This window comes from Verrucomicrobiia bacterium (assembly GCA_035765895.1).
GTDB lineage: Bacteria > Verrucomicrobiota > Verrucomicrobiia > Limisphaerales > DSYF01 > DSYF01.
Map to the genome: position 1 here is coordinate 1 of DASTWL010000009.1, position 24,179 is coordinate 24,179.

The following is a 24,179-nucleotide window of genomic DNA, read 5'->3' on the forward strand; positions in this document are numbered from 1 at the left end:
GGCCAGGTCGGCTGGTTCTGGGTGCTGGTGTCGGTCGGGGTGGCCTTGATTTGGTTCGCGATGCGCGGCCGCTTGCTGGCCGCCGGTTTCAACTGGGGCGGCCTCCTGGTGTGCGGGCTGCTGGTGGTCGATCTGGGCCGGGCCAACCTGCCGTGGATCGTGTATTGGAACTATCCCGACAAGTATGCGGCCAACCCGGTCATCGATTTTCTACGAACCAAGCCATACGAGCATCGGGTGGCGGCGTTGCCGTTTCGGTCCCCGCCGCAACTATCCCTGCTTGACCAGATTTACCGCATCGAATGGATGCAGCAACATTTTCCCTACTACAACATTCAAAGCCTCGATATCGTGCAGATGCCGCGTGAACCGGTGGATTTGAAGGCTTTTGAATCCACCTTGCAGTTCCAGGGAACGGAGGAGTCGTTGCCCATGGTGACGCGGCGGTGGGAGTTGACCAATACCCGTTATCTTCTGGGGCCGGCAGGGTTTTTGGATGTTTTAAACAGCCAGCTCGATCCGGTGAAAAAACGGTTCCGCTATGCGTTGCGCTTCGACATTACGCCCAAGCCGGGGGTGTTGGAGCCGACCCAGGCTCAGGACTTCACCGCTGTGGCGAACACCAATGGTGTTTATGCCATTTTCGATTTTACCGGGGCGCTTCCGCGCGTGAAGCTTTATGCGGACTGGCAGGTGGTAACCAACGATCAAGCGGCCCTCGCGCGGCTGGCCAGCCCGAAGTTTGATCCGGAGCAAAGCGTTTTGGTTGACACCCCGCTCGACGCGGCGGGTTCCACCAATGGGACTGCTGGGCACGTCGATTTCGTGTCCTACGCCAACAAACACATTGTGCTGAAGGCCGATGCCAAAGGGCCGGCGGTCTTGCTTTTAAATGATCACTATGATCCGGGCTGGACCGTAAGAGTGGATGGCAGGCCCGTCACGATGTTGCGCTGCAATTATCTGATGCGTGGGGTGTATCTGTCCGGCGGTGAGCACACCGTTGATTTCTCGTTCCGTTTTCCCTCCATGACGCTTTACGTCACCGCGGCCGCCTTGGGACTGGGCATCATTCTGGTCGGCGTCTTAATCACGGCTGAACGACGCCGGAAGGTGGGACCCTCCGGTTCCCAATCCGCTTCGTCCGCCCCAAAAACTTCAAGTGCGGGCTGAAGCGGCACGCGCTCGCCCGGTCGCTGCCACTTGGTTCCGCCTTCGCCCTGCGTCAATCGGGCAATGCCGCATAACGTGCCCGCATTTCGTGTAGTATCCAAACTGTTGCTGCTCCGTTCCCCGTCCGAGGCTTGCACGGCTGGTGCGGCCGCCGCATAATCGCAGCTCCTTTGTCGGTTTCACCAACGCATTTGTAATTATGAGCAACGCACCCATTCGTGTCGCCATCACCGGCGCCGCCGGTCAGATTGGCTATTCCCTCCTGTTCCGCATCGCCTCCGGAGCGATGTTCGGTCCGAGTCAGCCGGTCATTCTGCACCTGATTGAAATCCCCGACGAGAAGGCCATGAGCGCGCTCCAGGGCGTTTGCATGGAGCTCGACGACTGCGCGTTCCCGCTGCTCAAGGGCATCGTGCCCACCTCCAGCCTCGACGAAGGCTTCAAGGGCGTGAACTGGGCGCTGTTGGTCGGCGCCGTGCCGCGCAAACAGGGCATTGAACTCAAGGACCTTCTCGGCATCAACGGCAAGATTTTTACCAGCCAGGGCCAGGCCATCGCGAAGAACGCCGCCAGCGACGTCCGCACGCTCGTGGTTGGCAATCCCTGCAATACCAACGCGCTCATTGCCAAGGCCAACGCCAAGGGCGTGCCGGAGAATCAGTTCTTCGCCATGACCATGCTCGACGAGAACCGCGCCAGGACCCAGCTTGCGAAGAAGGCGGGCGTCGATGTCACGGCCGTCAGCAACCTTGCCATCTGGGGCAATCACAGTGCGACGATGTATCCCGATTTCTTCAACGCCCGCATCGGCACGCGCCCGGTGCCGGATGTCATCGGCCACCGCGAATGGCTGGAGAAGGATTTCATCACCACCGTCCAGCAGCGCGGTGCGGCCATCATCAAGGCACGCGGTCTGAGCAGTGCGGCCAGCGCCGCCAACGCCGTCGTGGACACCGTCCGCAACCTCGTCACGCCGACCAAAACCGGCGACTGGTTCAGCGTGGCGGTCTGCTCCGACGGCAGCTATGGCATCGAGAAGGGGCTGATGTTCAGCTATCCCATCCGCAGCGACGGCAAAAACTGGAGCATCGTCCAGGACGTGCCGCTCAACGAATTCAGCAAGGCCAAAATCGCCGCCACCGAGGCCGAGTTGAAGGAGGAAAAGGGCATGGTGGCCGACCTGCTCGGCAAGTGAGCCCGCTGGTTTCAAGCGGAGGGCGGATGCGCTGAGCATCCGCCCTTTTTCTTTGCCCGGCCGGATGCTGGCGAACCGGGCACGGGACCGCGAAAACCCGGTAACGAATTCCCCGCTTTGCTTCTGGGAGAGGTATGGACACAGTGAAGCTCGATCCGAACATGGAGCAGCCGGGGAAATGTCCGCAGTGCGGCACACCGCTCGCGCCTGATGCGCTGGGCGGACTTTGCCCCGCGTGCCTGCTCAAGGCGGGTGTCGCTGACGAAACCATCACCGAAGGCAAACAACCGCCGTTTCGCCCGCCGTCGGCCGCCGAAATCGCCCCGCTGTTCCCGCAGCTGGAAATCCTCGAACTCATCGGCAAAGGCGGCATGGGCGCGGTTTACAAGGCGCGCCAGAAGCAGCTCGACCGCATCGTCGCGCTGAAGATTCTCCCGCCCGGCATCGGCGAGGACCCGGCGTTTGCCGAACGGTTCGCCCGCGAAGCCAAGGCCCTCGCGAAACTGAACCACCCCGGCATTGTGACGCTGTATGAGTTTGGCGCCGTGGGACAGGCTTCCAGCCTGTCCGGTGGGGCAACCGAAGCTGCCACCACGCCCGAATCCCCCGGGGCGGCCACGCCAAACCAGGCAGTCAAGATGCCTGTCCCACAATTCTTCTTCCTCATGGAATTTGTGGACGGCGTGAACCTGCGGCAGCTCATGCAACATGGACGCATTTCGCCGCACGAAGCGCTGGCCATTGTGCCGCAGATTTGCGACGCGCTGCAATACGCGCACGACCAGGGCATCGTCCACCGCGACATCAAGCCGGAGAACATCCTCATGGACCGCCGTGGCCGCGTGAAGGTGGCGGACTTCGGCCTGGCGAAAATTGTGGGTAACGAACCCCTCACCTGTCCTTCGGACACCCTCTCCCCATCGGATGGGGAGAGGGACGGGGTGAGGGGCTCCCCTGTTCTCACCGACGCCGGCAAGATCATGGGCACGCCGCAATACATGTCGCCCGAGCAGATTTACGCGCCGGGTGAAGTGGATCATCGGGCGGACATCTACGCGCTCGGCGTCGTGTTCTATCAGATGCTCACCGGCGAACTGCCGGGCAAGCGCATCGAACCGCCCTCAAAGAAAGTGCAGATTGACGTGCGCCTCGATGAAGTGGTGCTACGCGCGCTCGAGAGGAAGCCGGAGCGCCGCTACCAGCAGGCCAGCGTGCTCAAAACGCAGGTGGAGACGATTGCGGAAGGTAGCGCGGGCGTCCCGCCTGCCGAACCGGGCGTCGCGCCCGGTCCAATGTTCAACCAATTTGAATCCAGGCAGGCAACCCCACGCCCCAAGCCTCTGGTTGCCGCGCCCGCCATCGCCATGATGGTGGTGAGCGGCATCAATATCGCCGGTCTGCTCCTCGGTATCGGCGTGGCGGTGATTGTCGGCTTGTTGCCGGCAGTCTTTGGCATGGGCAACGTGCATTTCACCTTTCCGGGTTGGGGAAACAAATTGCCCTCGTTTTTGCCGGCCGGGATGGCCATTGGCGCCGCACTGCTCCTGGTGATCGCTTGGATGCTGGTTTGGCTGGCGGTGGGAGTTGTATCGTTCGTCGGCGCCCTGCGCATGTTCCAACTGCGCCGGCATGGCCTGGCCTTGACTGCTGCCATCATTTTCATCGTCGCGGGCGTGCTTGGGCTGGTGTTCAACGGGACCGCCTCGATATCGGGCCTTTGGTCGCTGCTTGAAATCGGTGTTGGCATCTGGGCACTGGTGGTCTTGCTGCGGTCTGAGGCAAAAGCGGACTTCGCGCGGCGCTCCGAGCAGTTCAACATTGGGCAAAGCGCGGCCCCGCCCACCGCCGAAGCAGCCCATCTGCAATCGGTCCGCAAACAGGTGGCGGCGCCGGCCATGGGACTGATGGTGACTTCCGGCATGAGCCTGCTGCTGTTGGGCGCGCTGTGGCTGATCCTGCTCTTCGGCGTGCATTGGCAATCTGCTGGCGGAACTGACTCCCTGAGCCTCGGCTTGCCGGGGATTCATTTCTCCAAATCCATGTCGCCCGGCACCGGCATGCGTCCCTGGGCGTTGATCATCGGCCAAGTGCTGCTGCCGCTGGCGATGTGTTCCGCGCTGATCACGTTTCTGGGCGGCTGGTGGATGCGGAAGCTGCGAGGTTACGGATTGGCGATGACGGGCGCGGTTCTCGGCATGCTCACGCCGCCAGGATTTGTTCTGGGTTTCATTTTTGGTGTGTGGGCGATCGTCGTGTTGGTGCGCCGTTCCGTGCGCGAGGCTTTCCACGCGGAGGATGTGCGGGCGCGGGCATCATTGCGGAAGGGTTCGGGTGTGGGCAAAGCACTTGGCATCGGCTGCGCCGGACTGTTCGGACTCGGGTTGTTCTTCTTGTGGTTGGCACCTGCCCATCGAGTCATGGCTGCGGGCCCCCAGCAGCCGGCGATGGTTGCGTTCCTTCCCCTGGCCTTGCTCGGCGGATTGCTCCTCCTGCTGGTGGCCGCGGTGGTCACGGGTTTGATTGTCTTTCTGCGGCGGAAGAATTCCTCCGGCACCGGCAAGGCGCTGGCGATTGGCTGTGGCGTCGTGGCGCTGGGCGGGACGCTCGTGCTCGCGCTGCTGGCCGGGTCGTTCTTCTTGCTTCGCGCCAAGCGCGTGGAGGTTGTCAGCCGGGAAATGGCGACCCGCCAGGAAGCCGAGCTGGCGGTGGCCAGGGCTCACGCTGAGCAACAAATGGCTGAAGCCAAAGCGCGGGCGGAAGCGCAACAGGCCGCAGCCAAGGCCAGCGCCGAGGCGCTTCAAGCACAGGCAAAGGCGCCCGCGAATTCTGGTTTCGGCCCCATCACGGAGCGCACCATCACGCTGGGCGAAGTGGGTGCGGCCGGTCTGACCTTCATCAACCTCGAACGCGCCGAGATCATGCCCGCCCCGTTTCCGGTCGCCGTCGCGGCGGGCGAGCCCGAACTTTTCAAGCACACCGCGCCGCTCGACGAATGGATTGCATCCTCCGGCGTCGATCTCGCCTTCCAATTGACGGACCGCAACTGGGGCTGCGTGCCGCTGGGGCTGCGCTTGATTTACCAGCCGCATGCCCCGGAGGACGCCACTTTTCTCGACAGCCTGACGTCCGCGGCGGCGCAGGCCATCCTCACGGACCCGCAGGTTCGCGGCGATGCGTATGCCTCGTTGGGCACGCAGGTGTCGGCCTATCCGGTCACGGCGAACTATGTTTTCAAGACACGCCGTGGCGTGGTGGGGCTCCTGCAAATCGCTGGTTTTACCAACGAGGTCAACGGCATCAAAATCCGCTTTCGGCTGATGTCAGCCGGCGATTCGTCACCGGCGCTCACCAACCGGGCGCCGGCGGCCGCCGATTTCATCCCGGCCAAGAGCATCTCGTTCATCAACTGCCCGGTGGCCCAGGTTTTGGCGGCTTACTCGGCCTTGACCGGGGCGACGCTCGATGTCGATCCCGCGGTGCAGCAGCTTTCCGCAACCATTTCCTATTTCAACGTCACTGATTTGTCGCGGGCCGAGGCGGTTCGTGAACTGGAACGGGCTCTGCACGACGAAGCCGGCATCGACGCCGTTCACCTGGGGCCGAAGCGGATCAAGTTGACGCTGGTGCCGCCTCCGCCTTCGGCGGCCGAAACCAGGGCGGCTGCGGCGGACCAATTTCAGTTTCGCTGGGTTGCCGCCGAGGGCGAAACCAATGTGCCGGCGGACCTGCTGCCGTCCCTGGATGGCCGGGCCGGCCAGCCGCCGTTGCGCGTGCGCCGCGAAGTTGTCCTGACCAGCGCGGACGTGGAGAGCGCCGGCCTGTCGCGGTTCCAATCCGACCAAAAGGAAATCGAGGTGTTTCTGAGCCCGCGCGGGCGCGAAAAGTTTGCCCGGGCCACGGCGCAAAACCTCGGGCGCCAGCTGGCCATCGTCTGGAACGGCCGCGTCATCAGCGCGCCCGTAGTGCGCTCCCAGATATCCGGCGGCTGGGTCACCATCACCGGCCGGTTCAGCAATGCCGAGGCCCAACAACTTCTGGACGTGCTCAATCACCGCGCGTCCCATGATGTCGCCTCGATCGCGGACGATTTGAAGGCCCGCTTGAGTGCGGCGGATCAAATCATGGCGTTCAGCGAACGGGACAAGGTGCTGGCCGTCATCGCCCACGACGCGGCGCGAATGGGGGAACCGGAGTTTGTGCGCCAGGCGCTGGGCAAAATCATGGCCTTCTCCACCCGCGACAACGCCGCCTTGGACGCGGCGCGCGAGCTGTTGAAAGCCGGCCGGCGGGCGGACGCCATTGCAATTGCCCAGACCATCACGGCCTTCTCCCTGCGGGACGATGCGCTGAAGGAAATGGCGCAGTGACCGCGCCGCGGTGACGGATTTCAGATCAACAACCATTGCGACTATGAACCAAACATTTTGTTACGGTCTCGCGCTTGGTCTGCTGGCGGCAGGTTGCTCGGGCTGCATCACCCACAAGTCCGTCGTCTATCACGACGTGGAACGCGTGAAGGTGGCGTTCGAGAGCGATGCCGCCGCCCGGCTCTTTTACGAGACGCTCAGCCAGAACCCGGGCGGCCGCCGTTACTCGGAGAGCACCACCACCGTTTCCATTCCCATCATCTTCGAAAACGAGCAGAAAACCGTGCCCGGCCCGAATGTGAAGTTCAACGATGCCGTGGCGGCCTGCGACACCAACAAGGACGGGGTCATCACCGAGACGGAAGCGCGCATTTTCGCAAACCAGCGTTGAAGGTTCGCTTCAAACTGGTGCGGTCGCAAAGAACGCAAAGAACGCAGGGATTGATTCTGACTGCGGACCTGTTTTCCTCTTTGTGATCTCAGCGGTCGAATGATGCCCCCCAAATCCCCTTCAAACAGTGTGCCGGGCGATATTTTCGCCACAACACATTGGTCCGTCGTGCTCGCCGCGGGCAGGGAGCGCACACAACAGGCTGATCGCGCGCTGGCGACGCTCTGTCAGTTGTATTGGCATCCGCTTTACACATACGTGCGGAAACGCGGTTATTCTCCTCACGACGCGGAAGACCTTACCCAGGAGTTCTTCGCCCGGATTCTGGCGCGCAACGACGTGGCTACGGTCAGCCGCGAGCGGGGGAAGTTTCGCTCGTATCTGCTGGCGGCGATCAATCATTTCCTGTCGGACGAATGGGACAAGGCCCGTGCCCAGAAGCGGGGCGGTGGGCGGGTCATCCATCTCGACAGTGCCGTGGCCGAGTCGCTCTATGCGCAGGAGCATGCGGACGGGCTGACGCCGGAACGGCTTTTCGATCAACGCTGGGCCATTACCGTGCTGGAGGAGGTCTATCGGCAGTTGCGTCAGGAATATCAGCGTGCCGGCAAAGCGGCTTTGTTTGAAACCCTGCGGTTTGCGCTTATGGGCGAACGTAGCGCCGTGCCGTATGCCCGCCTGGCTGTCCAAATGAATCTGACCGAGGCCGCAATAAAGGTAGCCGTTCATCGTCTGCGGAAACGCTATCGGCAGGTGCTGTCTGAATTGGTTGCGGGCACAGTGTCATCGCCGGATGAGGTCGATGAGGAAATGCGTTACCTGCTGCGCGCCTTGTCGGATGCGGCCAGCTGGTTGTAACCTTGGGTCAACTCTTCCTCTGTAACTATTGGAAGAAGAGTTATGGAAGCCACAAAACACTGTCCAAATTGCGGGAAGCCGCTGCCTGCCAGCGCGCTCGAAGGTCTCTGTCCGGCTTGCATGTTGCAGGTGGGGGTGGCCGCCGATTCCGTGCCGGAACCTGTTGTGGGCCCGGGCGGAACCGTGATTATGTCTTTGCCGGACGCTCCCCCGTTGCCGGCCCCTGAAATCGGCGGGCCATTCGGCCGTTACCAAATCATCCGTCGGCTGGGCCATGGTGGCATGGGGGTGGTGTATGAGGCGGAGGAGTCTGATTCCGGCCGGCGGGTCGCGCTCAAGGTGATTAATCAAAAACTCAGCTCACCTGCCGATCGCGCCCGTTTTCTCCGGGAAGGGCGATTGGCCGCCTCCATCAACCACCCGAATTGCGTTTACGTTTTCGGCACGGAGGAGATTAAAAACACTCCGGTCATCGCGATGGAATTCGTTTCCGGTGGCACGCTCCAGCAACGGCTTTCCCGGGAAGGTCCGTTCCCGGTGGGGCGCGCGGTGGACGCCATCCTGCAGGTGATTGAGGGGCTTGAGGCGGCGCAGGCGGTCGGGATTCTTCATCGGGACATCAAGCCCTCGAACTGTTTTGAGGATGCCAGTGGCAATGTGAAGATCGGCGATTTCGGCCTCTCCATTTCCACGTTGCCGCGGGAGGAAAGCAACCTTACTGACTCAGGTGCCGTCGTGGGCACGCCGGCGTTCGCTTCGCCGGAGCAGCTTCGTGGCGAGGATTTCAGTGCGCGTTCAGACATGTATGCGGTCGGGGTGACGCTATTCTATTTGCTCACCGGCAAGCTGCCCTTTGAGGGAAATACGATGCCGCAGCTCGTCGCCAACACTCTCGAGAAACGCCCGCCTTCACCCCGCGAATATCGCCCGGAAATTCCCATTGGGCTGGCGCGCGTGATTCTTCGTTGTCTCGATAAACACCCCACGGAACGATTCAAAAACTACGCGGAACTGCGTTTGGCGCTGGAACCCTTCTCCTCCGCGGCGCCCACTGCGGCGACGTTGGGCCTCCGATTTCTCGCGGGAGTTGCCGACTTGCTGTTGCTCAGCCTGCTCGGCATGACCGTGACCCTGCTGGGGTTTGGCGGGCCGTTTGAAATGATGAATCGATTTCTCAAATCGCCATCGAACATCTGGTGGTTCATGATCCCCTGGCTCATTTTCATGCTGCTTTACTATGCAATTTGCGAATCGCGCTGGGGCGCCACGGCCGGGAAGGCGCTATGCAGGTTGCGCGTGTTGCAGTCGGATCGTAATTATCCCGGGTTTGGCCGGGCGTTGTTGCGGGCGGTAATCTACACCTTGGTGCCGTTGCTGCCGTATTGGATCATTGCGGGTGCGGATCCGATGAAGTTCGCCACCCCTTCTGCCGGAACTTACCTGTTGAGCTTGTCCTATTACGTGCTCTTGGGGCTGCTGTTCTCCAGCGCCCGGCGGCGCAATGGTTTTGCCGCGGTGCAGGATCTCGTGACCGGGACGCGCGTCGTCTCGCGAACCGCACTGGAGCAGCGGCAATCCTTGGCGGTCAGTGACCTGCAGCCCGCAGGTCTGGAAACTTATCCTACCGTGGGGCCCTTCCATGTGCTCCAGTCGCTGGGCAGGGGCGGCGAGGTTGAATGGATCGAAGGATACGATCTGCGCTTGTTGCGCCGTGTGCTAATTCGGCGGGTTCCGGCGGGCACACCGCCTTTGCCGGCAGCGCTTCGTCACATTTCGCGCGTGGGGCGGTTGCGCTGGCTGGCCGGGCGTCGTGATGGCGAGGAGAATTGGGACGCCTTCGAGGGCGTTGGAGGGCAGGCGCTCTTGAATCTGGTCGATCAACCGCAACCATGGAGCCGGGTCAGATTCTGGTTGCATGATGTGGCCGAAGAATTGGGCGCGGCAGAGAAGGATGGCACCTTGCCGCCGGTGCTGGCCTTGGATCGGGTGTGGATCACCCGCGAAGGACGGGCGAAGTTGCTCGACTTCCCGGCTCCCGGAGCGTCACCGGCTGCGGAGAACGTGGGCCGGCCACGGCCGCCGATTGCCGAACCCGCCTCGGACACGCGGACATTCATCAATCAAATCGCGGCCATTGCGCTGGGCGGCTGGGCTGCAAAGGATCAGCCAGCTGCCATGGTATCGGCTCACATTCCACTGCATGTGCGGCGGTTCCTGGAAACCCTGCCCAGTCTGGCTGGCGCGGATGCCATTGCGGTGACGCTTGGACCGCTCCTGCGACGGGTGGCTGAAGTTACGCGATTGCGGCGGGCGCTGATCGTCGCCGGGTGTGTTGCATTCCCATTGCTTTCCAGCCTGGCCGGCATTTGGGGGATGTCGATGATGCAAAACTGGCAGCGGCAGAATCCCGATCTGATGGCCTTGATCCAGGTATTGAACACTTGGCGCGCAAAGAACATGCCCTTTGTGCCGAAGAACCAGCTCCCGAGTGACCAGCTCACCGGCATTTATATTGCCGCGCACTTTGGCGGAGTCATCACCAATGAACCCGTTTGGTCGGGCGCACTGGCCCGGATGCTCATCCAACCGGACGCCCGCGAGTTCGCCGAGAAGAGCCTGCAGCAATACGCCTCACCCCCGGCCGAGGAACTCCAGGAGGCGGAAAGACGCTTTGAACCGATCGTCAAGCAGGTCCAACCCGGCGGCATGCCATCGCCGGTCCTGATGTCGCCGTTCGTCCTCTGGATAACCCTGCTGATCTATGTTGCGGTTCCGGCGGTCATCGCGGCGCTGCTATTCCGTGGTGGCTTGGTGCTGCTGGCGTTGGGTGTGACGTATGTGCGTGTGGACGGGCGCAAGGCTTCACGCGGCCGCGTGTTCTGGCGCAGTGTCGTGGCGTGGAGCCCCGTGGTTGGGGCGGTGATGCTCGGCGGGGCGGCGATGACAATGAAATCCTTGCCGCTCACCTGGCTGGTCTTGGTGTTGATGATTGGTTTGACCGTCTGTTCACTGTTGTTGCCTGGTCGCGGTTTGCAGGATCGTCTGGCGGGAACGTGGCCGGTGCCGCGCTGACGCTGTTGGCCGGCCCTGCGGTCTGCCGTTCACGCTGGAACCAGATCGTAAATTTCTGGTAACGAACGGCCCGAATTGCTTCTGTGGCTTGTTGCGGCAGCACGCGACGAGGTTTGAGCACCGAAAACCGCACCAACTTGTCAGCGCCGGGCGACATCTTCGCCACGACGCGCTGGACGGTCGTGCTTGCGGCGGGGCGGGGGCGCACACCGCAGGCGGACCGCGCCCTGGAGGAGTTGTGCCGCGCCTACTGGTTTCCGTTGTATGCCTACGTGCGGCGCCGCGGTTATGCCAGGGAGGATGCGGAAGATTCCGTGCAGGCCTTTTTCGCGCGGTTCCTGGCCAGGAATTACCTCGAAGGCCTCAGTGCGGAGCGCGGACGATTTCGCGCGTTCCTGCTCGCGTCGCTGAAAAACTTTCTCGCCAACGAATGGAAAAAGTCCCGGCGCCTCAAGCGCGGCGGCGGCGAAACGGTGCTTTCGCTCGATTGGGAAACGGCGGACACCAAGTTCCAGGTGGCGGCCACCAATGAGCCGGGGCCGGACCAGGCGTTCGACCGCGAATGGGCGGTGGCGCTGCTGGCCCAGGTGATTGAGCGGCTGCGCGCCGAGTGTGTGGCGGAGGGCCGGGGAGGCCAGTTCGAGCAGCTCAAGGTGTTTCTCACCGCCGGCAAGGGCGCCGTGCCGCACGCCGCGGCCGCGAAGGCGCTCGGCCTGGAGGAAGGCGCGGTGCGCGTGGCGGTGCACCGCCTGCGCAAGCGCTACCGCGAACTGCTGCGCGACGAGATTGCCCACACGCTCGCGGATCCGGCCCAGGTTGATGAGGAAATGCGCGCCCTGTTCAGCGCCTTTGCGTGAGCGGTGGGCCTCCGGAAGGAGGGCGCTTTTTTGAATGTTGCCCCGGCTGTCAGCGTCAGTTTTGGACATGAATTTGCGGCGCGCGTTTACCCTGATCGAATTGCTGGTGGTGATTGCCATCATCGCGATTCTGGCGGCCATGCTCCTGCCGGCGCTGGCCTCGGCCAAGGAAAAGGCCCGCGCCACCCAGTGCAAATCCAACCTCCGGCAGATTGGCCTGGGCTACACCATGTATGCAGATGATGCCGACGGGCGTTATCCCATCTCCGGCGGCACCATCGCGTGGAACCAGGTGGACGCCACCACGCACGCGCCGGGCTGGATGCAGCAACTCGCCTCCGTGGTGCAGAACACGAACGTGTTTCACTGCCCCACGGATCACAAATGGCAGTTCAGCTACTTCAACGGGGCGCGTGCCGCCTTTGTCGTCGCGAACCAGCCCGCTGCGGTCAACAGCCGGTCGATTCAGTTCCCCACCGCTTACGTGCTCTCCGGCGACACGGCCTGGGACGTGCCCAGCACCGAGGACGCCGACAAGGATGACTACACGCAAAACTGCGTGGGCGGACCCGAGAATGGCATCAACTGGATCGAATGGCGGGTGCACAGCCGGGGCCAGAACCTGCTTTTTCCCGACGGCCATGTGAACTGGTATCGGCGTTACGTCACCAACGAGATGACGTTCCGTTACGATTCGCTGCACGGCTGGGAGTGAACGGGCGGTTCACGGGCGCCACTCGACAAGCTTTCCGCGCCTGCCTATGCTCCCGTCATGGCTGCGAATACGCTGTCCCGCCCCGCAAGTTCAGGTGCTCCATTTCGCGCTCCGCGTTCCGCCTTCCGCGTTCCGTCGGTTGACCAGGTCATGGCCGAGGAACGCGCGGCATCCTTTGCCAAGCGCAGCATCAAGACCGACGCCAAGCTGGCCGGCCTGAAGCTGGCCGTGGCGATGATGGACCTCACCACCCTCGAGGGCAAAGACACGCCGGGCAAGGTCGCCTACCTCTGCCGCAAGGCGCTCCAGCCGGCCGACGCGAAATATGGCGTGCCGTCCTGCGCCGCCGTTTGTGTGTATCCCAGCATGGTCAAATACGCGCGGAAATTTCTCGGCGCGGATTCGCCCGTGCACGTCGCGTCCGTGGCGACCGGCTTTCCCAGCGGCCAATACCCTTTGCGCACGCGGCTTGAAGAAGTCCGCCGCGCGGTGAACGACGGCGCCGACGAAATCGACATGGTCATTGACCGCGGCGCATTCCTCGCCGGGGAACACGCGCTGGTGTTTGACGAAATCGCCGCCGTGAAGGAAGCCTGCGGCGCGGCGCATTTGAAGGTCATTCTTGAAACCGGCGAACTCGTCACGCTCGACAACGTCCGCCTCGCGAGCCAGATCGCCATGGAGGCGGGCGGCGACTTCATCAAGACCAGCACGGGCAAGGTGAACCCCGCCGCCACGATGCCTGTCACGCTCGTGATGTTGGAGGCCATCCGCGATTACTTCTTCGCCACCGGCATCCGCATTGGCATGAAGCCCGCCGGCGGCATCCGCACCAGCAAACAGGCGCTCGCGTATCTCGTCATGGTGAAGGAAACGCTCGGCGACGACTGGCTGACGCCCGACCTGTTCCGTTTCGGCGCCAGCACGCTCGTCAACGACGTGTTGATGCAAATCGCGAAGCTGGCGGAGGGCAATTACCAGTCGGGGGATTATTTCTCGTTGCCGTGAAGTTTAACCACGGATGAACACCGATGCACACGGACCTCAGTTCCCCTCCAGGGAGGGGTCAGGGGTGGGTTGGCCGCGAAAGAACTCAAAGAACGCAAAGAGCCTCTGACGCTAATTTCGCCAATTGACGCGGAGCCGAATTGAAAGCCCTGAAGGGGCAACGGAAATTAGCCCGGGGTTGGTGCGCCGGTGGCCGTGTGCAAGCACCTACCCCGGGTCAGCGTCCCACAAATTAATACTCCCTCTCATCCTCGGCCGAGGCGAGGAGTCGAAGGATTAACCAGCAAACAATTTGCTTGGAAATTCGCTCTGACCAATTTTGAAATCCAGCTCTCCGTTTGAACCTTTGACAGAATACATCTCGCGCTTGTGACGCGCGGCGCTGATCCATTCGATTGGGTCGTGTAGGTTGTCGAGGATTTGTTTTAACTCGTCATAGCTCAAGCAAACGACGCCGTCGTCACTACAAACCAGGACGAGGAAAACTTTCTCGAATTGAGCTTTCAACAAATCAATCTCCTGCTGGTGCTCCGTCATGAACGTGAAGCGCCACGGGGTCATCCGCTTCGATGAATACTTGATGAAAATTCCAACCGTGTCGTTCACAACATAGGAGGAGTTGGAAGCGGATTGGAACGGGCGAATGGAAAGTGGGCGTTGGGTCGCGTGGAGAATCCGCGCAAACACAAGGCCGTGATAAAATTCAAAGTCCCGGATCATTTTTTCCCCGTTTTCAGGAAACGAATGCTCCCTTCGTATTTGTAGAACACGCGGGCTTTTCCAGTTTCGTTGTAAAACACGTTGATGTGATGAATCGCGTCAGGATACTTCGTGACCTCCATCTGATTCTTACCAATGAAGCCCTTTGTGCGCGTGATGGTCGCCTTGTCCGTTTCTCCATCTTTGTCGGTGTAGCCCGCGATTGAGATTGGCGGATGAACCGCAACCGATTTGTCGCCAGCAGGGCAGAAACTTTCGATGTAATTGATCAGATAGGCCGGCAAACAGCTTTTCCCGAGCAGTTCAGCGAGTGCTTTAACTTTCTGGATTGGTTTGGCGCTCTGATTGATTATTTCCGCAATGGTTTCCTTGTGTTTGTCAAAATCGAAAAGAGCAAAACTCATTTCACCTTTGTCCACCAAGACGTTCGCGTTGTCTATGCTCGCACTGGCGACGGCTGTGATGCGCTCGCCATCAAGCCAAACGGGAGATTGTTTGTTCAGTTTACGCGATTCGAGAGAGAGCCGGTGGAAGATGAAGCATTGTTGCCAGTCGAGATAAAGATGCTTCGGAATCGTGAGTTCAAAATAATTCAGGTAGTCGCCCCGCGAGCCAAACATCCGAGCACGTTGAATATATGTGTCTTGCTGGAGTTTGTGCTTCACATCCCGCGTGAAGAACATGGAGATCAAATTGTTGAACGTTACTCCACGCGACACGATGTTGCCGCCAATGACAACGGTGAATGGAGCGGTCGGGTCGGTGGCGGTTCGATTTTCAGCGGTGTTGACTTCCTTGTCGCTGTTCATCACCACGATGTTATTTCTGTCGCGATTGGAGATGACGTATTTGGTGAGGTCGTCCGCGTGGCTTGAATAACGCGCGTTGGCGATTTCCCAAATTCGCTTAAAATACCCGGCGTGATTCGTGTTCTTTTCGTCCTTTAGCGCCTCGAAGATTTTGACAATGTTTTTGTAGTCAACCGAATGGTCTGCCTTTTTCCCGCTCGTATGGATCAGGATCGAATAGTTTTTCTCGGCGTCGTTGATAATCTCATTCAGATATGCAGCGTTGACCATGAAGCTGAACAGCGCTTCCCGCAAATACTTTGGATCGTCGCCTGCATCTGGCAGGAACGTCAGCCGATAGGGCAGGTTCTCGGTCGAAACCGGAAAGAATAAATCCTGACCGGTGTAGTTCGAGTGGGGCGGAAAGTCTATCCAGTGTTCATTTTGGTTTTGGTGCGTCTTGTTCAGATCAAGACGGGCGGGCGTAGCGGTGACGCCGATATAAGTGCCTTGCTCGCCAATCAGTTCGCCAGTCAAAGCATTGATTTTGCTTTTCTCGTTCTGGTTCACCTTGGTATTCGGCGTGGCATAATCAGCCTCGTCATCAATGACGACACGGTTTGGGTGGGCTTCGATTTTCTCCAACAGTTTTTGCAGGTCGCTGGAATTCTTCTTGCAGAATATCACCCACTGGTGGTCTCCGATGGCAACTTCAGGCGGCAGTATTTCGCTAAACTTCTTCGGCAGCGGCGCCAGACCAGACCGCTGAAAGCGCTCCAAGTTCTGCCCGAGCAATTGAACGCTGTCATTGAGCAATACGATCACCAGTCGGAAGCCCACGTCCAGCAGCTTTGCCGTCAAAGCAATCATCATCTCAGTCTTGCCGCTTTGGGGCTCGCCGTAGATGACAAACGACCTTTGCCCGGCTTGGATGTTCGTCACGGCGTTCTCAACTACACCTTTGATGCGCTCCACTTCTTGGCCAGACGCAACCAGCTTTGCCAAGCGCCGCTCGTATCGATTGTCGTTCGTTGTTTCCTTCTTCAGTTCGTTGAGATTGAACATAGACAGTTACCTGTTGGACGGCCAAACGCTACTTGATTGGTGGAGAGGATTGGCAATTTCCGCGTGCATGTAAAATTGAAACTTGCTGCGGAAAAGCTCGACTGCCTTAATGCGCTGGAGATGATCGGACTTCGACCAATTCACCCTTTCCCAGCGCGAATGTCTCCGGAAATTGTGTGGGATGAATTACCAGCGCCTCCCAATCGCGTTCGGGTGCTCGATCCGATGATGGGTTCAGGGACGACACTCGTTGCAGCGCGGATGCGCGGCCACGAGGCGATTGGCTTCGACCGTGACCCGCTCGCTGTTCTTATTGCAGGCGCTTGGGCTTCAGACGTGGACGTGATTTTTGCGCAAAGGAAAGCCGAAGAAGTTTTGAATCGCGCAAAAGAACGCGCCCGCGGGATCAAGCAGCGCGACGCTTACCCGCGTGGGGCGTCGGACGAGACAAAGGAATTTGTCCGCTACTGGTTCGATACGACAAATCGAACGCAACTAGCGGCGTTGGCTGACAGCATTTCCGCCACTCACAATCCGCACATAAAACGACTGCTCTGGTGCGCGTTCTCGCGACTCATCATCACAAAACAGTCCGGCGTGTCGTTGGCAATGGATATTTCCCACAGTCGTCCGCACAAAACTCGCGATAAGGCACCCATCAATGCGTTTGACCATTTTGAGCGAGCGATGAGACAGATCACGAAAGCCGCTCCTTTTTCAGGCAGCGAACCCTCGCGCCCGCAGATTTCAGTAGAGAACGGAGATGCGAGACAGCTTCCGCTGGAGAACGAAAGTGTTGACGTGGTGGTCACGTCGCCGCCTTACCTAAACGCCATAGATTATCTTCGTGGGCACAAGTTCTCGCTGGTTTGGATGGGGCACGATGTGGCGGAAGTCCGCGAACTTCGCTCCACAAATGTCGGCGCTGAAGTTTCGGCTGAATCGTGCGACAACGACAAGGCGACCGAGACGATTATGCAACAGATGTGCGATGGCGAGCTTCGAGGCCGAAGTCACGGGATGCTTCGCCGGTATGTGCGAGATTTGCGTAAATGCATGAGCGAAAATTTCCGCGTGCTGCGTCCGGGTGGTAAAGCCGTTTATGTGGTCGGTAATTGCAACCTCCGTGATGCGTATGTTGAAAACTCAGCGTGTGTGAATGCTCTTGCCGAGGAAGTGGGGTTTGATGTCCGCTCAACTCGCAAGCGTCCGCTTCCAGAGAACCGTCGATACCTTCCTCCACCAGGCAAGCGAGGCGCGGGCGCTGCGTTGCACAAACGTATGCGTGAAGAGGTGATTCTAACTCTGGTCAAAAATTGATCGATTCCTCTCCCCGGCCCTATCCTCGTTTTCAATTTGTTTTCTCCCCGACGACCCTCATCCGGTCTGCGACGACCTTCTCCCGCTCCCGCGAGCGAAGGGCAGCGAGGAGAGGGGCAATTATTGGTGGGACGCATTCCCGGGGTAGGCGTTCCTCGCCCGTCCGGCTCGGACCGCCAACCCCGGGCTAATTGGACTCGCTTATTCCCATTCGCTCGGCCCTATGGGCCTTTGCTTTCAGCAAATTCCTTTCGCCGTTTCCCAAGCGACTCAAGTCCGTTGCTCCGTTGGGGCAAGTCAGTTGGGCCTTCGCGTGCATTCGCGAAATTCGCGTCAGAGGCTTTTTGGGTTCTTTGAGTTCTTTCGCGGCGACCCACCCCTGACCCCTCCCTGGAGGGGAACTGAGGTCCGTGTGCATCCGGGTTCATCCGTGGTTAAATCCTTTGACTTGTTTGCGGCCTTGTTACGCTGCCGCCACCGAATGAGCCAGCCCGCCCCCAACCCCTCCGAGTTGATCCTCTACCAGACTGAGGACGGGCGGACGCGTTTAGAGGTGCGGCTGGAGAACAAAACCGTTTGTCCCAAGGTCTGCCCTCACCCCGGCCCTCTCTTCCACGAGAGGAAGAATCGTCCGCCGCGTTGTGGCGAATCGAACGCGCCGGGTTTTCGTGCCGGTTCTCCTGCAAGCGGTCATGCGGTGGAGACAGCACGGGCGACGTCCGCATTGCACGAGACGGCCGCCAGCCATCCCCTCTCCCTGGGGGAGAGGGTCAGGGTGAGGGCGGGCGTCCAACCATTTCATCTGATTCACCGGCCCTGAGTCTGATCATGAAAACCCAATCCCGAACCCAGCCCATCCCGCCGGCCATGCAACGGGCCCTGGCGGCCAACGTAAAGGCCCGTGCGGCTTTTGCACGACTCCCGGCGTCCCATCAGCGCGAATACGTGCGTTGGATCACCGAGGCGAAGCGGCCGGAGACCGTCGCGCGCCGGCTGGAGAAGTTGATGCCCATGTTGCTTGCCAAAGCGGACGCGAACCGTTGAACTCTTGGCCATGAAGACCAAAGCCAGACCCGCCGCCCGCCGGGTTCCCGTCAAACGCGCCGGTGTGTCGGCCGTTGCGACCGCGCCCGCCGTCGTGCCGCTGAAAAGCCGCGCGCTCAATTTCGGCGGCAAGTGGGATTACGCGCCCGCGCCGGAGGATTTCAAATACATCCAGATTGCGCCGCGCCACGAACTGTTCATCAACGGCCAGTTCGTTGCGCCGCATTCAGGGAAGTATTTCGAGTCGATCAATCCGGCCACGGAACAGACGCTCACCGAGATCGCCGCTGCGGACGAGACGGATGTGAACCACGCGGTGTCGGCTGCGCGCCGCGCCTACGAAAATGTCTGGAGCAAGCTGCCCGCGCGGGAACGCGGCAAATACCTCTACCGCATCGCTCGCATCATCCAGGAGAAGTCCCGCGAACTCGCCGTGCTCGAAACGATGGACGGCGGCAAACCCATCAAGGAATCGCGCGACTTTGACCTGCCGATGGTTGCGGCGCATTTCTTCTATTACGCGGGCTGGGCCGACAAGCTTCAGTATGCGTTCCCCGGCAAGATGCCGCGGCCACTGGGCGTCGCGGGGCAGATCATCCCGTGGAATTTTCCGTTGTTGATGGCGGCGTGGAAGCTCGCACCGGCGCTCGCCTGCGGCAATACCGTCGTGCTCAAGCCCGCCGAGACGACTTCGCTCACGGCATTGCGGCTCGCGCAGATTTTGCTGGAAGCGGAACTCCCGCCGGGCGTGGTGAACATCGTCACTGGCGCGGGCGCGACGGGCGCGGCGCTGGTGAATCATCCCGACGTGGACAAGATTGCGTTCACCGGCAGCACGGAAGTTGGGAAGCGCATTGCGAAAGCCTGCGCGGGCACAAAAAAGAAACTTACCCTCGAACTCGGGGGCAAGGCGGCGAACATCCTGTTTGAGGACGCGCCGATTGATCAGGCCATCGAAGGCGTCATCAACGGCATCTACTTCAACCAGGGCCATGTTTGCTGCGCGGGCTCGCGCCTGTTCGTGCAGGAAGGAATTTATCCGACGGTCATCAAGAAGCTGCGCAATCGCATCCAGACGCTGCGCGTGGGCAATCCGCTCGACAAGAACACCGACATCGGCGCGATCAACTCACGCGCGCAGCTCGACAAGATTCGCGAGTTGGTGCAGAGCGGTGTCGAGGAGGGTTGCGAACTGGTTCAGTCAAGCTGTTCGCTGCCGGCGAAGGGCTATTGGTTTGCGCCGAGTTTTCTGACGAATGTGACGATGAGCCATCGGGTGGCGCAGGAGGAGATTTTTGGCCCCGTGCTGAGCGTGATGACGTTCCGCACGCCGGAGGAGGCCTTCGAGCGCGCGAACAACACGCCTTACGGCCTGAGCGCCGGCGTCTGGACCGACAAGGGCAGCAAGATATTCAAGCTCGTTAACAAGCTGCGCGCCGGCGTCGTGTGGGCGAATACCTACAACAAGTTCGACCCGACCAGCCCGTTCGGCGGTTACAAGGAAAGCGGCTTCGGCCGTGAAGGTGGATTGCACGGGCTGGCGGCATATTGCCGGTTGGATTGAGCCGGCGTCCCGACAATGAAAGTCATTTTCGGCGCGAGTTGCATGGTGGTGGGCGTGGTGCTGGTCATGTGGGGACGCAACATGGCCTATTCGTTGGGCGGGCATGTGCACTACGTGTTTACGGGCGCGCCCAGCAACAAGGCGTTGAATCTACTCGTGGGCGGCGGGCTGCTGATTGCGTTTGGCTTCTACCAGGCCTTTTGGAAGGCGCGGTGAAACGCGGGCGGTCCGGCCCGCCTTTTCCCTCCCGATAAAAAGTGCGACCCGCCGCAATTTGCGCGAGACGTGGTGTTGCGATTTTGGTTTAATGGGATGACTTTAACCGTGGATTCAGCCGGGGCGCCTGGAGTTGTGACGCGCGTCGCGGTTGAGCGCAAACAAGGGAAGCCAAGCTATGGAAGTTTATTTCGACAACATGACGGCGGAGAATGCCCGTTTGGACAAGCTCGCCCAGGAGATGGAAACGCTGGCCCAGAGCGCCGAGGAATTGGTGCAAAACGGCGGGGCCGCGCTGCCCGAAAAGGAGCGGCAGCGGCTGGCCGCCACGCTGGCCCAGTTGAAGTCCGCTGCCAGCCGCGTGAAAGAGCAGGCGATGAACGGCGTCCGCGCCACGGACCGGGTCATTCGGGCGCACCCTTACGAATCGGCGGGCATTGCGCTGGCGTTGGGGCTCCTCATCGGCGCCCTGGTCGGACGTTCCGGGCGCAGCAAGGACTAATGCTTCGGGCCGGCTGCGCGGCTGGACGTTCCGCGCGCGGACCCGGCAACGGTGTTCGTTCCATAAACCAGACGGACTCTGGTGGCGTCGAGCGCGCTGATTTGATTGTCTCCCCACTGACCGATGACGCGGTCGTAATTGGTTCCCACCGGATCCAGCACGGCGCACGGGCTGCTGCCGTCGCCGTCCTGGCAGGCGGATTCACATGTTGAAGCCCAGCAGGTGCGGTAGTGCATGATGGAGTAATAATCGTAGGGCGTGCTGCTCACGAGCCAGTTGGTTTGGGGCACCCAGTCGTAATCCCCCTCGCGGCCCGGCTTGATGTTCTCGTAATGCACGGTGACGTAACGGTCGCGATCCCAGCGTTGCTGCTCGTGGAAGAATCCAAGGACGTGGCCAAGTTCGTGGGCCGGCATCCATTCGCCCTGCCGCCACCAGAACGCCGTGATGTTGATGTCGGAACGCTGGCCGCGGGCGAAACCAACGTGGCTCGTGTTGTTGCCGGCATCCGTGCGGCCCGTGAAATAAACGTATTCGGCTTCCGTGGTGCGCGGGACAAAGCGAAGGCGGGCGCCGGTGTTGGCCCAGCGTTGCATCGCGCGCTGGACGGTCTCCCGCTGCGCCCCGGTGAGTTGCGAAACGTCATACGGAATGACGCCGCCGGGCCAGGGCTCCGGTTTGGTGGTGTGCTTTTGCTGGTGCGCCGGATCGGAATCGGCCCCGACGTGCAGCGCGAGCAACAGGCCCAGCAATCCGGGCAGCCGCTTCAGCCGGCGAGACTTTGAGTTGCGGTTGGCCTTCATGGCGGTTTCAGGTCAGGCCATGGCAACCCATTGGCCGCCCGCGCGGGCCGAGGCCAGGCAGGCATCCATGACCTGCTGGGTCTGGCGGGCCATGGCGGGCCAGTCGTTGTTGAGCGTGCCGCTGCGGACCTGCCGGGCGAAGTTGCGGAACATCAGCGCTTCCTGCGCCGCCGCGGTCGTGGCCGTGTCCAGATACAGGTCCACGTCGGACTTCAACGTGGGCTGATAATTCACCTCCCAGGCGACGGGATTCTCCGAGTTGGGCAGCACGAAGTCGGGCACGCGCAACGCGCCTTGCGCGCCGCTGACGTTGGCCCACTGCTGGCCGGCGGCGCGGAAGGAGCAGTGAAATCCGGCCGACACGTCATCGTCGAACCGCAATTCGCCGGAAAAATCCAACGGCACGCCGTCGGCGTTGGCGGCGAGGATACGGCCGGAAACCTGGCGCGGCCGCTGCCAGTGCACGACCCAGAGGCTGAAGCGCAGGCAATACCAGCCCAAATCGCCCAGACAACCCGCGGGCTCAAGGGCGGCTTGGGCGCGGATGTTGCGTTGCGCAAAATCTTCGGTGCCCAGAAAGCTGAACACGGACGTGATGCGCCGCACACGGCCGATGCGGGGGTCCGCATTCAGGAGGGGCCGCAACGCGTCGAGACGCGGGTTGTGCATGAACATCACGCCGTCCATGAACTGCACACCATTGCGCTGGCAGGCCGTGAGGATTTCCTCCAGCTCAGCCAGATTCACCGCGCCGGGTTTTTCGCTGATCACGTGTTTGCCCGCTTCTGCGGCGCGAATGGCCCATTCCTTGCGCAGGACGGTGGGGAGCGGCAGATACACGGCCTCGATGCGCGGGTCGGCGAGCAGGGCCGCGTAACTTTCGTGGGGTTCGGGCGACACGGTCATCGGGGCCGCCGCCTGACGTTCCGCGATGAACTCCCGTGTGCGGGCGGGCTGGCGCGTGGCCAGGGCGACCAACTGAACATTGCCGCTGAGCTGGATGGCCTGCCAGTTCTTCTTGCGCAGAATGCCCGCGGCGCCAAGGACTCCCAGTTGCAGTGGTTTGTGCGTCGTCATGAAGCGGTGCGCCATGATGGAGGCCCGCTCGGGCCCGAGTCAACGCGTCGGATTGGCGGATTGCCTTCCGGGCCGGGGATGGCGCACAATCGGGCTCATGGAAAACTGGCTCTGGTTCATTCTCATTGGTCTGGCCGCCGGCTTTCTCGCCGGTCTTGTCCTGAAGGGCCACGGCTTCGGACTGCTGGGCAATCTGGTGGTCGGCGTCATCGGAGCACTGCTCGGCGGGTTTCTGTTTGGGCTGGTGGGCTTGAGTTCCACGAACGCCCTCGGCAGACTCATCTCCGCCTTTGTGGGTTCGCTGGTTCTGCTGGTGGTCATCGGCTTCGTGAAACGCAGGGGCGCTTAACCCGGAGGAATCATGATGAAAAATGCGATTGCCGTGGGCCTGCTCGTGGGGGGCGTGCTGTTGATCGTTTGGGGCCACAACATGGCGCAGTCCATCGGCGGCCAGGTGCAGAACGTGTTCACCGGTTCGCCCGGCGACAAACCGATGTATCTCTACGTTGGCGGCGGCATCCTGTGCGCCATCGGCGTGGTGCAACTGCTGTGGAACCGGAAATGACCATGACCCGCCTCGACGTCAAAAAAACCTACAAGCTTTGCGTGGGCGGAAAATTCATCCGCAGCGAAAGCGGCAAGTCGCTGCCCGCCACCTCGGCGAACGGCGCGTTTCTCGACAATTACGCCTGGGCGTCGCGGAAGGATTTGCGCGATGCCGTGGGGGCCGCGCGCGCCGCGCACGAGGGCTGGGCCAAGTCGAGTGCGTATCTCAAGGGCCAGATTCTCTATCGCGCGGCCGAAATGATGCAGGGCCGCACGGCGGAGCTGGTTCACGAGCTGTCCCGCGCGCTGAATGTCCCGCACGAGGTTTCCGCCCGCGAGGTCACGGCCACGATTGACCGCCTGGTGCATTTCGCCGGCTGGACGGACAAATACCAGCAGGTCTTCGGCAGCGTGAATCCGGTGGCGACGTCGCATTTCAATTTCACCACGCCCGAGCCCACGGGCGTCGTGGCCGTGCTCGCGCCGGATGAACCCGCGCTGCTCGGGCTGGTTTCGGCGGTGGCGCCGGTGATTCTCAGCGGCAACACCGCCGTCGTGCTCGCGAGCGAAAAGCATCCGCTGCCCGCGCTGACGCTGGCGGAAATCATCGCCACGAGCGATTTGCCGGGCGGCGTAATCAACCTGCTGGCAGGCAAACGCGCCGAACTGGCGCCGCACGTTGCCAGTCACATGGATATCAACGCGGTGGTGGACGCCACGGGCGACGCCGCTTTGGGCGCCACACTGCAAGGCGGCACGGCGCTGAACCTCAAGCGCTACGCGGCCCGCGCACTCGCGCCTGAGGAATGGTTCACGGCCCGGGCCGAGGATCCGTATTGGATTCTCGACACGGTCGAAATGAAGACTGCGTGGCATCCCATCGGCATCTGATCCGTTG

General features: G+C 61.2%; 20 protein-coding genes and 1 pseudogene. 17 read left to right on the forward strand and 4 right to left on the reverse strand.

The window, feature by feature from the left end; all coding sequences use genetic code 11:
* The 9 genes and pseudogenes from VFV96_01665 to deoC all read left to right on the forward strand — a co-directional run.
* A partial coding sequence (locus tag VFV96_01665; GenBank protein ID HEU5069099.1) for a YfhO family protein occupies nucleotides 1-1,173 on the forward strand: 1,173 nt, incomplete at its 5' end.
* A gap of 199 nt (nucleotides 1,174-1,372) precedes the next feature.
* Nucleotides 1,373-2,368, forward strand: a complete 996-nt coding sequence (locus VFV96_01670; protein ID HEU5069100.1) for a malate dehydrogenase — start codon at nucleotides 1,373-1,375, stop codon at nucleotides 2,366-2,368.
* 293 nt (nucleotides 2,369-2,661) lie between these two features.
* Nucleotides 2,662-3,606 (forward strand): annotated as a pseudogene (locus tag VFV96_01675) (serine/threonine-protein kinase).
* A 3,172-nt stretch (nucleotides 3,607-6,778) separates the two neighbouring features.
* The gene (locus tag VFV96_01680; protein HEU5069101.1) at nucleotides 6,779-7,126 is read left to right on the forward strand and encodes a hypothetical protein; all 348 of its coding nucleotides are present in this window, start codon (nucleotides 6,779-6,781) and stop codon (nucleotides 7,124-7,126) included.
* Nucleotides 7,127-7,294: 168 nt separating this feature from the next.
* Nucleotides 7,295-7,984 carry a sigma-70 family RNA polymerase sigma factor gene (locus tag VFV96_01685; protein HEU5069102.1) on the forward strand — a complete coding sequence of 230 codons (690 nt, stop codon included), beginning with the start codon at nucleotides 7,295-7,297 and terminating at the stop codon, nucleotides 7,982-7,984.
* A gap of 189 nt (nucleotides 7,985-8,173) precedes the next feature.
* Complete coding sequence (locus VFV96_01690; GenBank protein HEU5069103.1) at nucleotides 8,174-11,056, forward strand: protein kinase; 2,883 nt, start codon at nucleotides 8,174-8,176, stop codon at nucleotides 11,054-11,056.
* A gap of 113 nt (nucleotides 11,057-11,169) precedes the next feature.
* Nucleotides 11,170-11,913, forward strand: coding sequence for a sigma-70 family RNA polymerase sigma factor (locus VFV96_01695; GenBank protein HEU5069104.1), 744 nt, complete (start codon nucleotides 11,170-11,172; stop codon nucleotides 11,911-11,913).
* A 67-nt stretch (nucleotides 11,914-11,980) separates the two neighbouring features.
* Nucleotides 11,981-12,628 carry a DUF1559 domain-containing protein gene (locus tag VFV96_01700; GenBank protein ID HEU5069105.1) on the forward strand — a complete coding sequence of 216 codons (648 nt, stop codon included), beginning with the start codon at nucleotides 11,981-11,983 and terminating at the stop codon, nucleotides 12,626-12,628.
* 150 nt (nucleotides 12,629-12,778) lie between these two features.
* Nucleotides 12,779-13,636 carry a deoxyribose-phosphate aldolase gene (gene deoC / locus VFV96_01705; GenBank protein ID HEU5069106.1) on the forward strand — a complete coding sequence of 286 codons (858 nt, stop codon included), beginning with the start codon at nucleotides 12,779-12,781 and terminating at the stop codon, nucleotides 13,634-13,636.
* A gap of 276 nt (nucleotides 13,637-13,912) precedes the next feature.
* On the opposite strand, the gene VFV96_01710 is transcribed toward deoC, so the two are convergent.
* Together VFV96_01710 and VFV96_01715 are read right to left on the reverse strand one after the other, a co-directional pair.
* Nucleotides 13,913-14,356 carry a hypothetical protein gene (locus VFV96_01710; protein ID HEU5069107.1) on the reverse strand — a complete coding sequence of 148 codons (444 nt, stop codon included), beginning with the start codon at nucleotides 14,354-14,356 and terminating at the stop codon, nucleotides 13,913-13,915.
* Entirely contained in the window at nucleotides 14,353-16,209 is a 1,857-nt protein-coding gene (locus VFV96_01715; protein HEU5069108.1) for a Z1 domain-containing protein, read from the reverse strand. Before VFV96_01715 ends, VFV96_01710 begins: the two co-directional genes overlap by 4 nt.
* Before the next feature lie 63 nt (nucleotides 16,210-16,272).
* On the opposite strand from VFV96_01715, the gene VFV96_01720 reads away from it, so the two are divergent.
* The 5 genes from VFV96_01720 to VFV96_01740 all read left to right on the forward strand — a co-directional run bounded on the left by VFV96_01720 (nucleotide 16,273) and on the right by VFV96_01740 (nucleotide 20,855).
* Nucleotides 16,273-17,529: a hypothetical protein gene (locus VFV96_01720; protein ID HEU5069109.1), complete on the forward strand. Its 1,257-nt coding sequence runs from the start codon at nucleotides 16,273-16,275 to the stop codon at nucleotides 17,527-17,529.
* An 828-nt stretch (nucleotides 17,530-18,357) separates the two neighbouring features.
* Nucleotides 18,358-18,573 (forward strand): YdeI/OmpD-associated family protein, encoded by a 216-nt coding sequence (locus tag VFV96_01725; GenBank protein HEU5069110.1) that lies wholly within the window; start codon nucleotides 18,358-18,360, stop codon nucleotides 18,571-18,573.
* A 10-nt stretch (nucleotides 18,574-18,583) separates the two neighbouring features.
* Nucleotides 18,584-20,137 (forward strand): aldehyde dehydrogenase family protein, encoded by a 1,554-nt coding sequence (locus VFV96_01730; GenBank protein HEU5069111.1) that lies wholly within the window; start codon nucleotides 18,584-18,586, stop codon nucleotides 20,135-20,137.
* A gap of 15 nt (nucleotides 20,138-20,152) precedes the next feature.
* The gene (locus tag VFV96_01735) at nucleotides 20,153-20,353 is read left to right on the forward strand and encodes a DUF3185 family protein (protein ID HEU5069112.1); all 201 of its coding nucleotides are present in this window, start codon (nucleotides 20,153-20,155) and stop codon (nucleotides 20,351-20,353) included.
* A 178-nt stretch (nucleotides 20,354-20,531) separates the two neighbouring features.
* Nucleotides 20,532-20,855 carry a hypothetical protein gene (locus VFV96_01740; protein ID HEU5069113.1) on the forward strand — a complete coding sequence of 108 codons (324 nt, stop codon included), beginning with the start codon at nucleotides 20,532-20,534 and terminating at the stop codon, nucleotides 20,853-20,855.
* On the opposite strand, the gene VFV96_01745 is transcribed toward VFV96_01740, so the two are convergent.
* Both VFV96_01745 and VFV96_01750 read right to left on the reverse strand, forming a co-directional pair.
* On the reverse strand, nucleotides 20,852-21,658 hold the full coding sequence (locus VFV96_01745) for a M12 family metallopeptidase (protein HEU5069114.1): 807 nt from the start codon (nucleotides 21,656-21,658) through the stop codon (nucleotides 20,852-20,854). The genes VFV96_01740 and VFV96_01745 overlap by 4 nt on opposite strands.
* Before the next feature lie 12 nt (nucleotides 21,659-21,670).
* Nucleotides 21,671-22,750: a Gfo/Idh/MocA family oxidoreductase gene (locus VFV96_01750; GenBank protein HEU5069115.1), complete on the reverse strand. Its 1,080-nt coding sequence runs from the start codon at nucleotides 22,748-22,750 to the stop codon at nucleotides 21,671-21,673.
* An 82-nt stretch (nucleotides 22,751-22,832) separates the two neighbouring features.
* Between VFV96_01750 and VFV96_01755 the strand changes: the two genes are divergently transcribed.
* Genes VFV96_01755 through VFV96_01765 form a run of 3 tightly spaced genes read left to right on the forward strand, consistent with a single transcriptional unit; the run spans nucleotide 22,833 to nucleotide 24,172 of the window.
* A complete protein-coding gene (locus tag VFV96_01755; protein ID HEU5069116.1) occupies nucleotides 22,833-23,084 on the forward strand; it encodes a GlsB/YeaQ/YmgE family stress response membrane protein in 252 nt (83 codons plus the stop codon).
* A 12-nt stretch (nucleotides 23,085-23,096) separates the two neighbouring features.
* On the forward strand, nucleotides 23,097-23,300 hold the full coding sequence (locus tag VFV96_01760; protein ID HEU5069117.1) for a DUF3185 family protein: 204 nt from the start codon (nucleotides 23,097-23,099) through the stop codon (nucleotides 23,298-23,300).
* On the forward strand, nucleotides 23,297-24,172 hold the full coding sequence (locus VFV96_01765; protein ID HEU5069118.1) for an aldehyde dehydrogenase family protein: 876 nt from the start codon (nucleotides 23,297-23,299) through the stop codon (nucleotides 24,170-24,172). The genes VFV96_01760 and VFV96_01765 overlap by 4 nt, the downstream gene beginning before the upstream one ends.
* The last annotated feature ends 7 nt before the right edge of the window (nucleotides 24,173-24,179 follow it).

Excerpts from the sequence above, each read along its gene's own strand:
- VFV96_01690 (HEU5069103.1), top strand. The coding sequence starts at position 8,174 with ATGTCTTTGCCGGACGCTCCCCCGTTGCCGGCCCCTGAAATCGGCGGG.
- VFV96_01750 (HEU5069115.1), bottom strand. The coding sequence starts at position 22,750 with ATGGCGCACCGCTTCATGACGACGCACAAACCACTGCAACTGGGAGTC.
- VFV96_01715 (HEU5069108.1), bottom strand. The coding sequence starts at position 16,209 with ATGTTCAATCTCAACGAACTGAAGAAGGAAACAACGAACGACAATCGA.
- VFV96_01725 (HEU5069110.1), top strand. The coding sequence starts at position 18,358 with ATGAAAACCCAATCCCGAACCCAGCCCATCCCGCCGGCCATGCAACGG.
- VFV96_01730 (HEU5069111.1), top strand. The coding sequence starts at position 18,584 with ATGAAGACCAAAGCCAGACCCGCCGCCCGCCGGGTTCCCGTCAAACGC.
- VFV96_01735 (HEU5069112.1), top strand. The coding sequence starts at position 20,153 with ATGAAAGTCATTTTCGGCGCGAGTTGCATGGTGGTGGGCGTGGTGCTG.
- VFV96_01760 (HEU5069117.1), top strand. The coding sequence starts at position 23,097 with ATGATGAAAAATGCGATTGCCGTGGGCCTGCTCGTGGGGGGCGTGCTG.
- VFV96_01680 (HEU5069101.1), top strand. The coding sequence starts at position 6,779 with ATGAACCAAACATTTTGTTACGGTCTCGCGCTTGGTCTGCTGGCGGCA.
- VFV96_01740 (HEU5069113.1), top strand. The coding sequence starts at position 20,532 with ATGGAAGTTTATTTCGACAACATGACGGCGGAGAATGCCCGTTTGGAC.
- VFV96_01670 (HEU5069100.1), top strand. The coding sequence starts at position 1,373 with ATGAGCAACGCACCCATTCGTGTCGCCATCACCGGCGCCGCCGGTCAG.
- VFV96_01700 (HEU5069105.1), top strand. The coding sequence starts at position 11,981 with ATGAATTTGCGGCGCGCGTTTACCCTGATCGAATTGCTGGTGGTGATT.
- VFV96_01710 (HEU5069107.1), bottom strand. The coding sequence starts at position 14,356 with ATGATCCGGGACTTTGAATTTTATCACGGCCTTGTGTTTGCGCGGATT.
- VFV96_01745 (HEU5069114.1), bottom strand. The coding sequence starts at position 21,658 with ATGAAGGCCAACCGCAACTCAAAGTCTCGCCGGCTGAAGCGGCTGCCC.
- deoC (HEU5069106.1), top strand. The coding sequence starts at position 12,779 with ATGGCCGAGGAACGCGCGGCATCCTTTGCCAAGCGCAGCATCAAGACC.
- VFV96_01765 (HEU5069118.1), top strand. The coding sequence starts at position 23,297 with ATGACCATGACCCGCCTCGACGTCAAAAAAACCTACAAGCTTTGCGTG.
- VFV96_01755 (HEU5069116.1), top strand. The coding sequence starts at position 22,833 with ATGGAAAACTGGCTCTGGTTCATTCTCATTGGTCTGGCCGCCGGCTTT.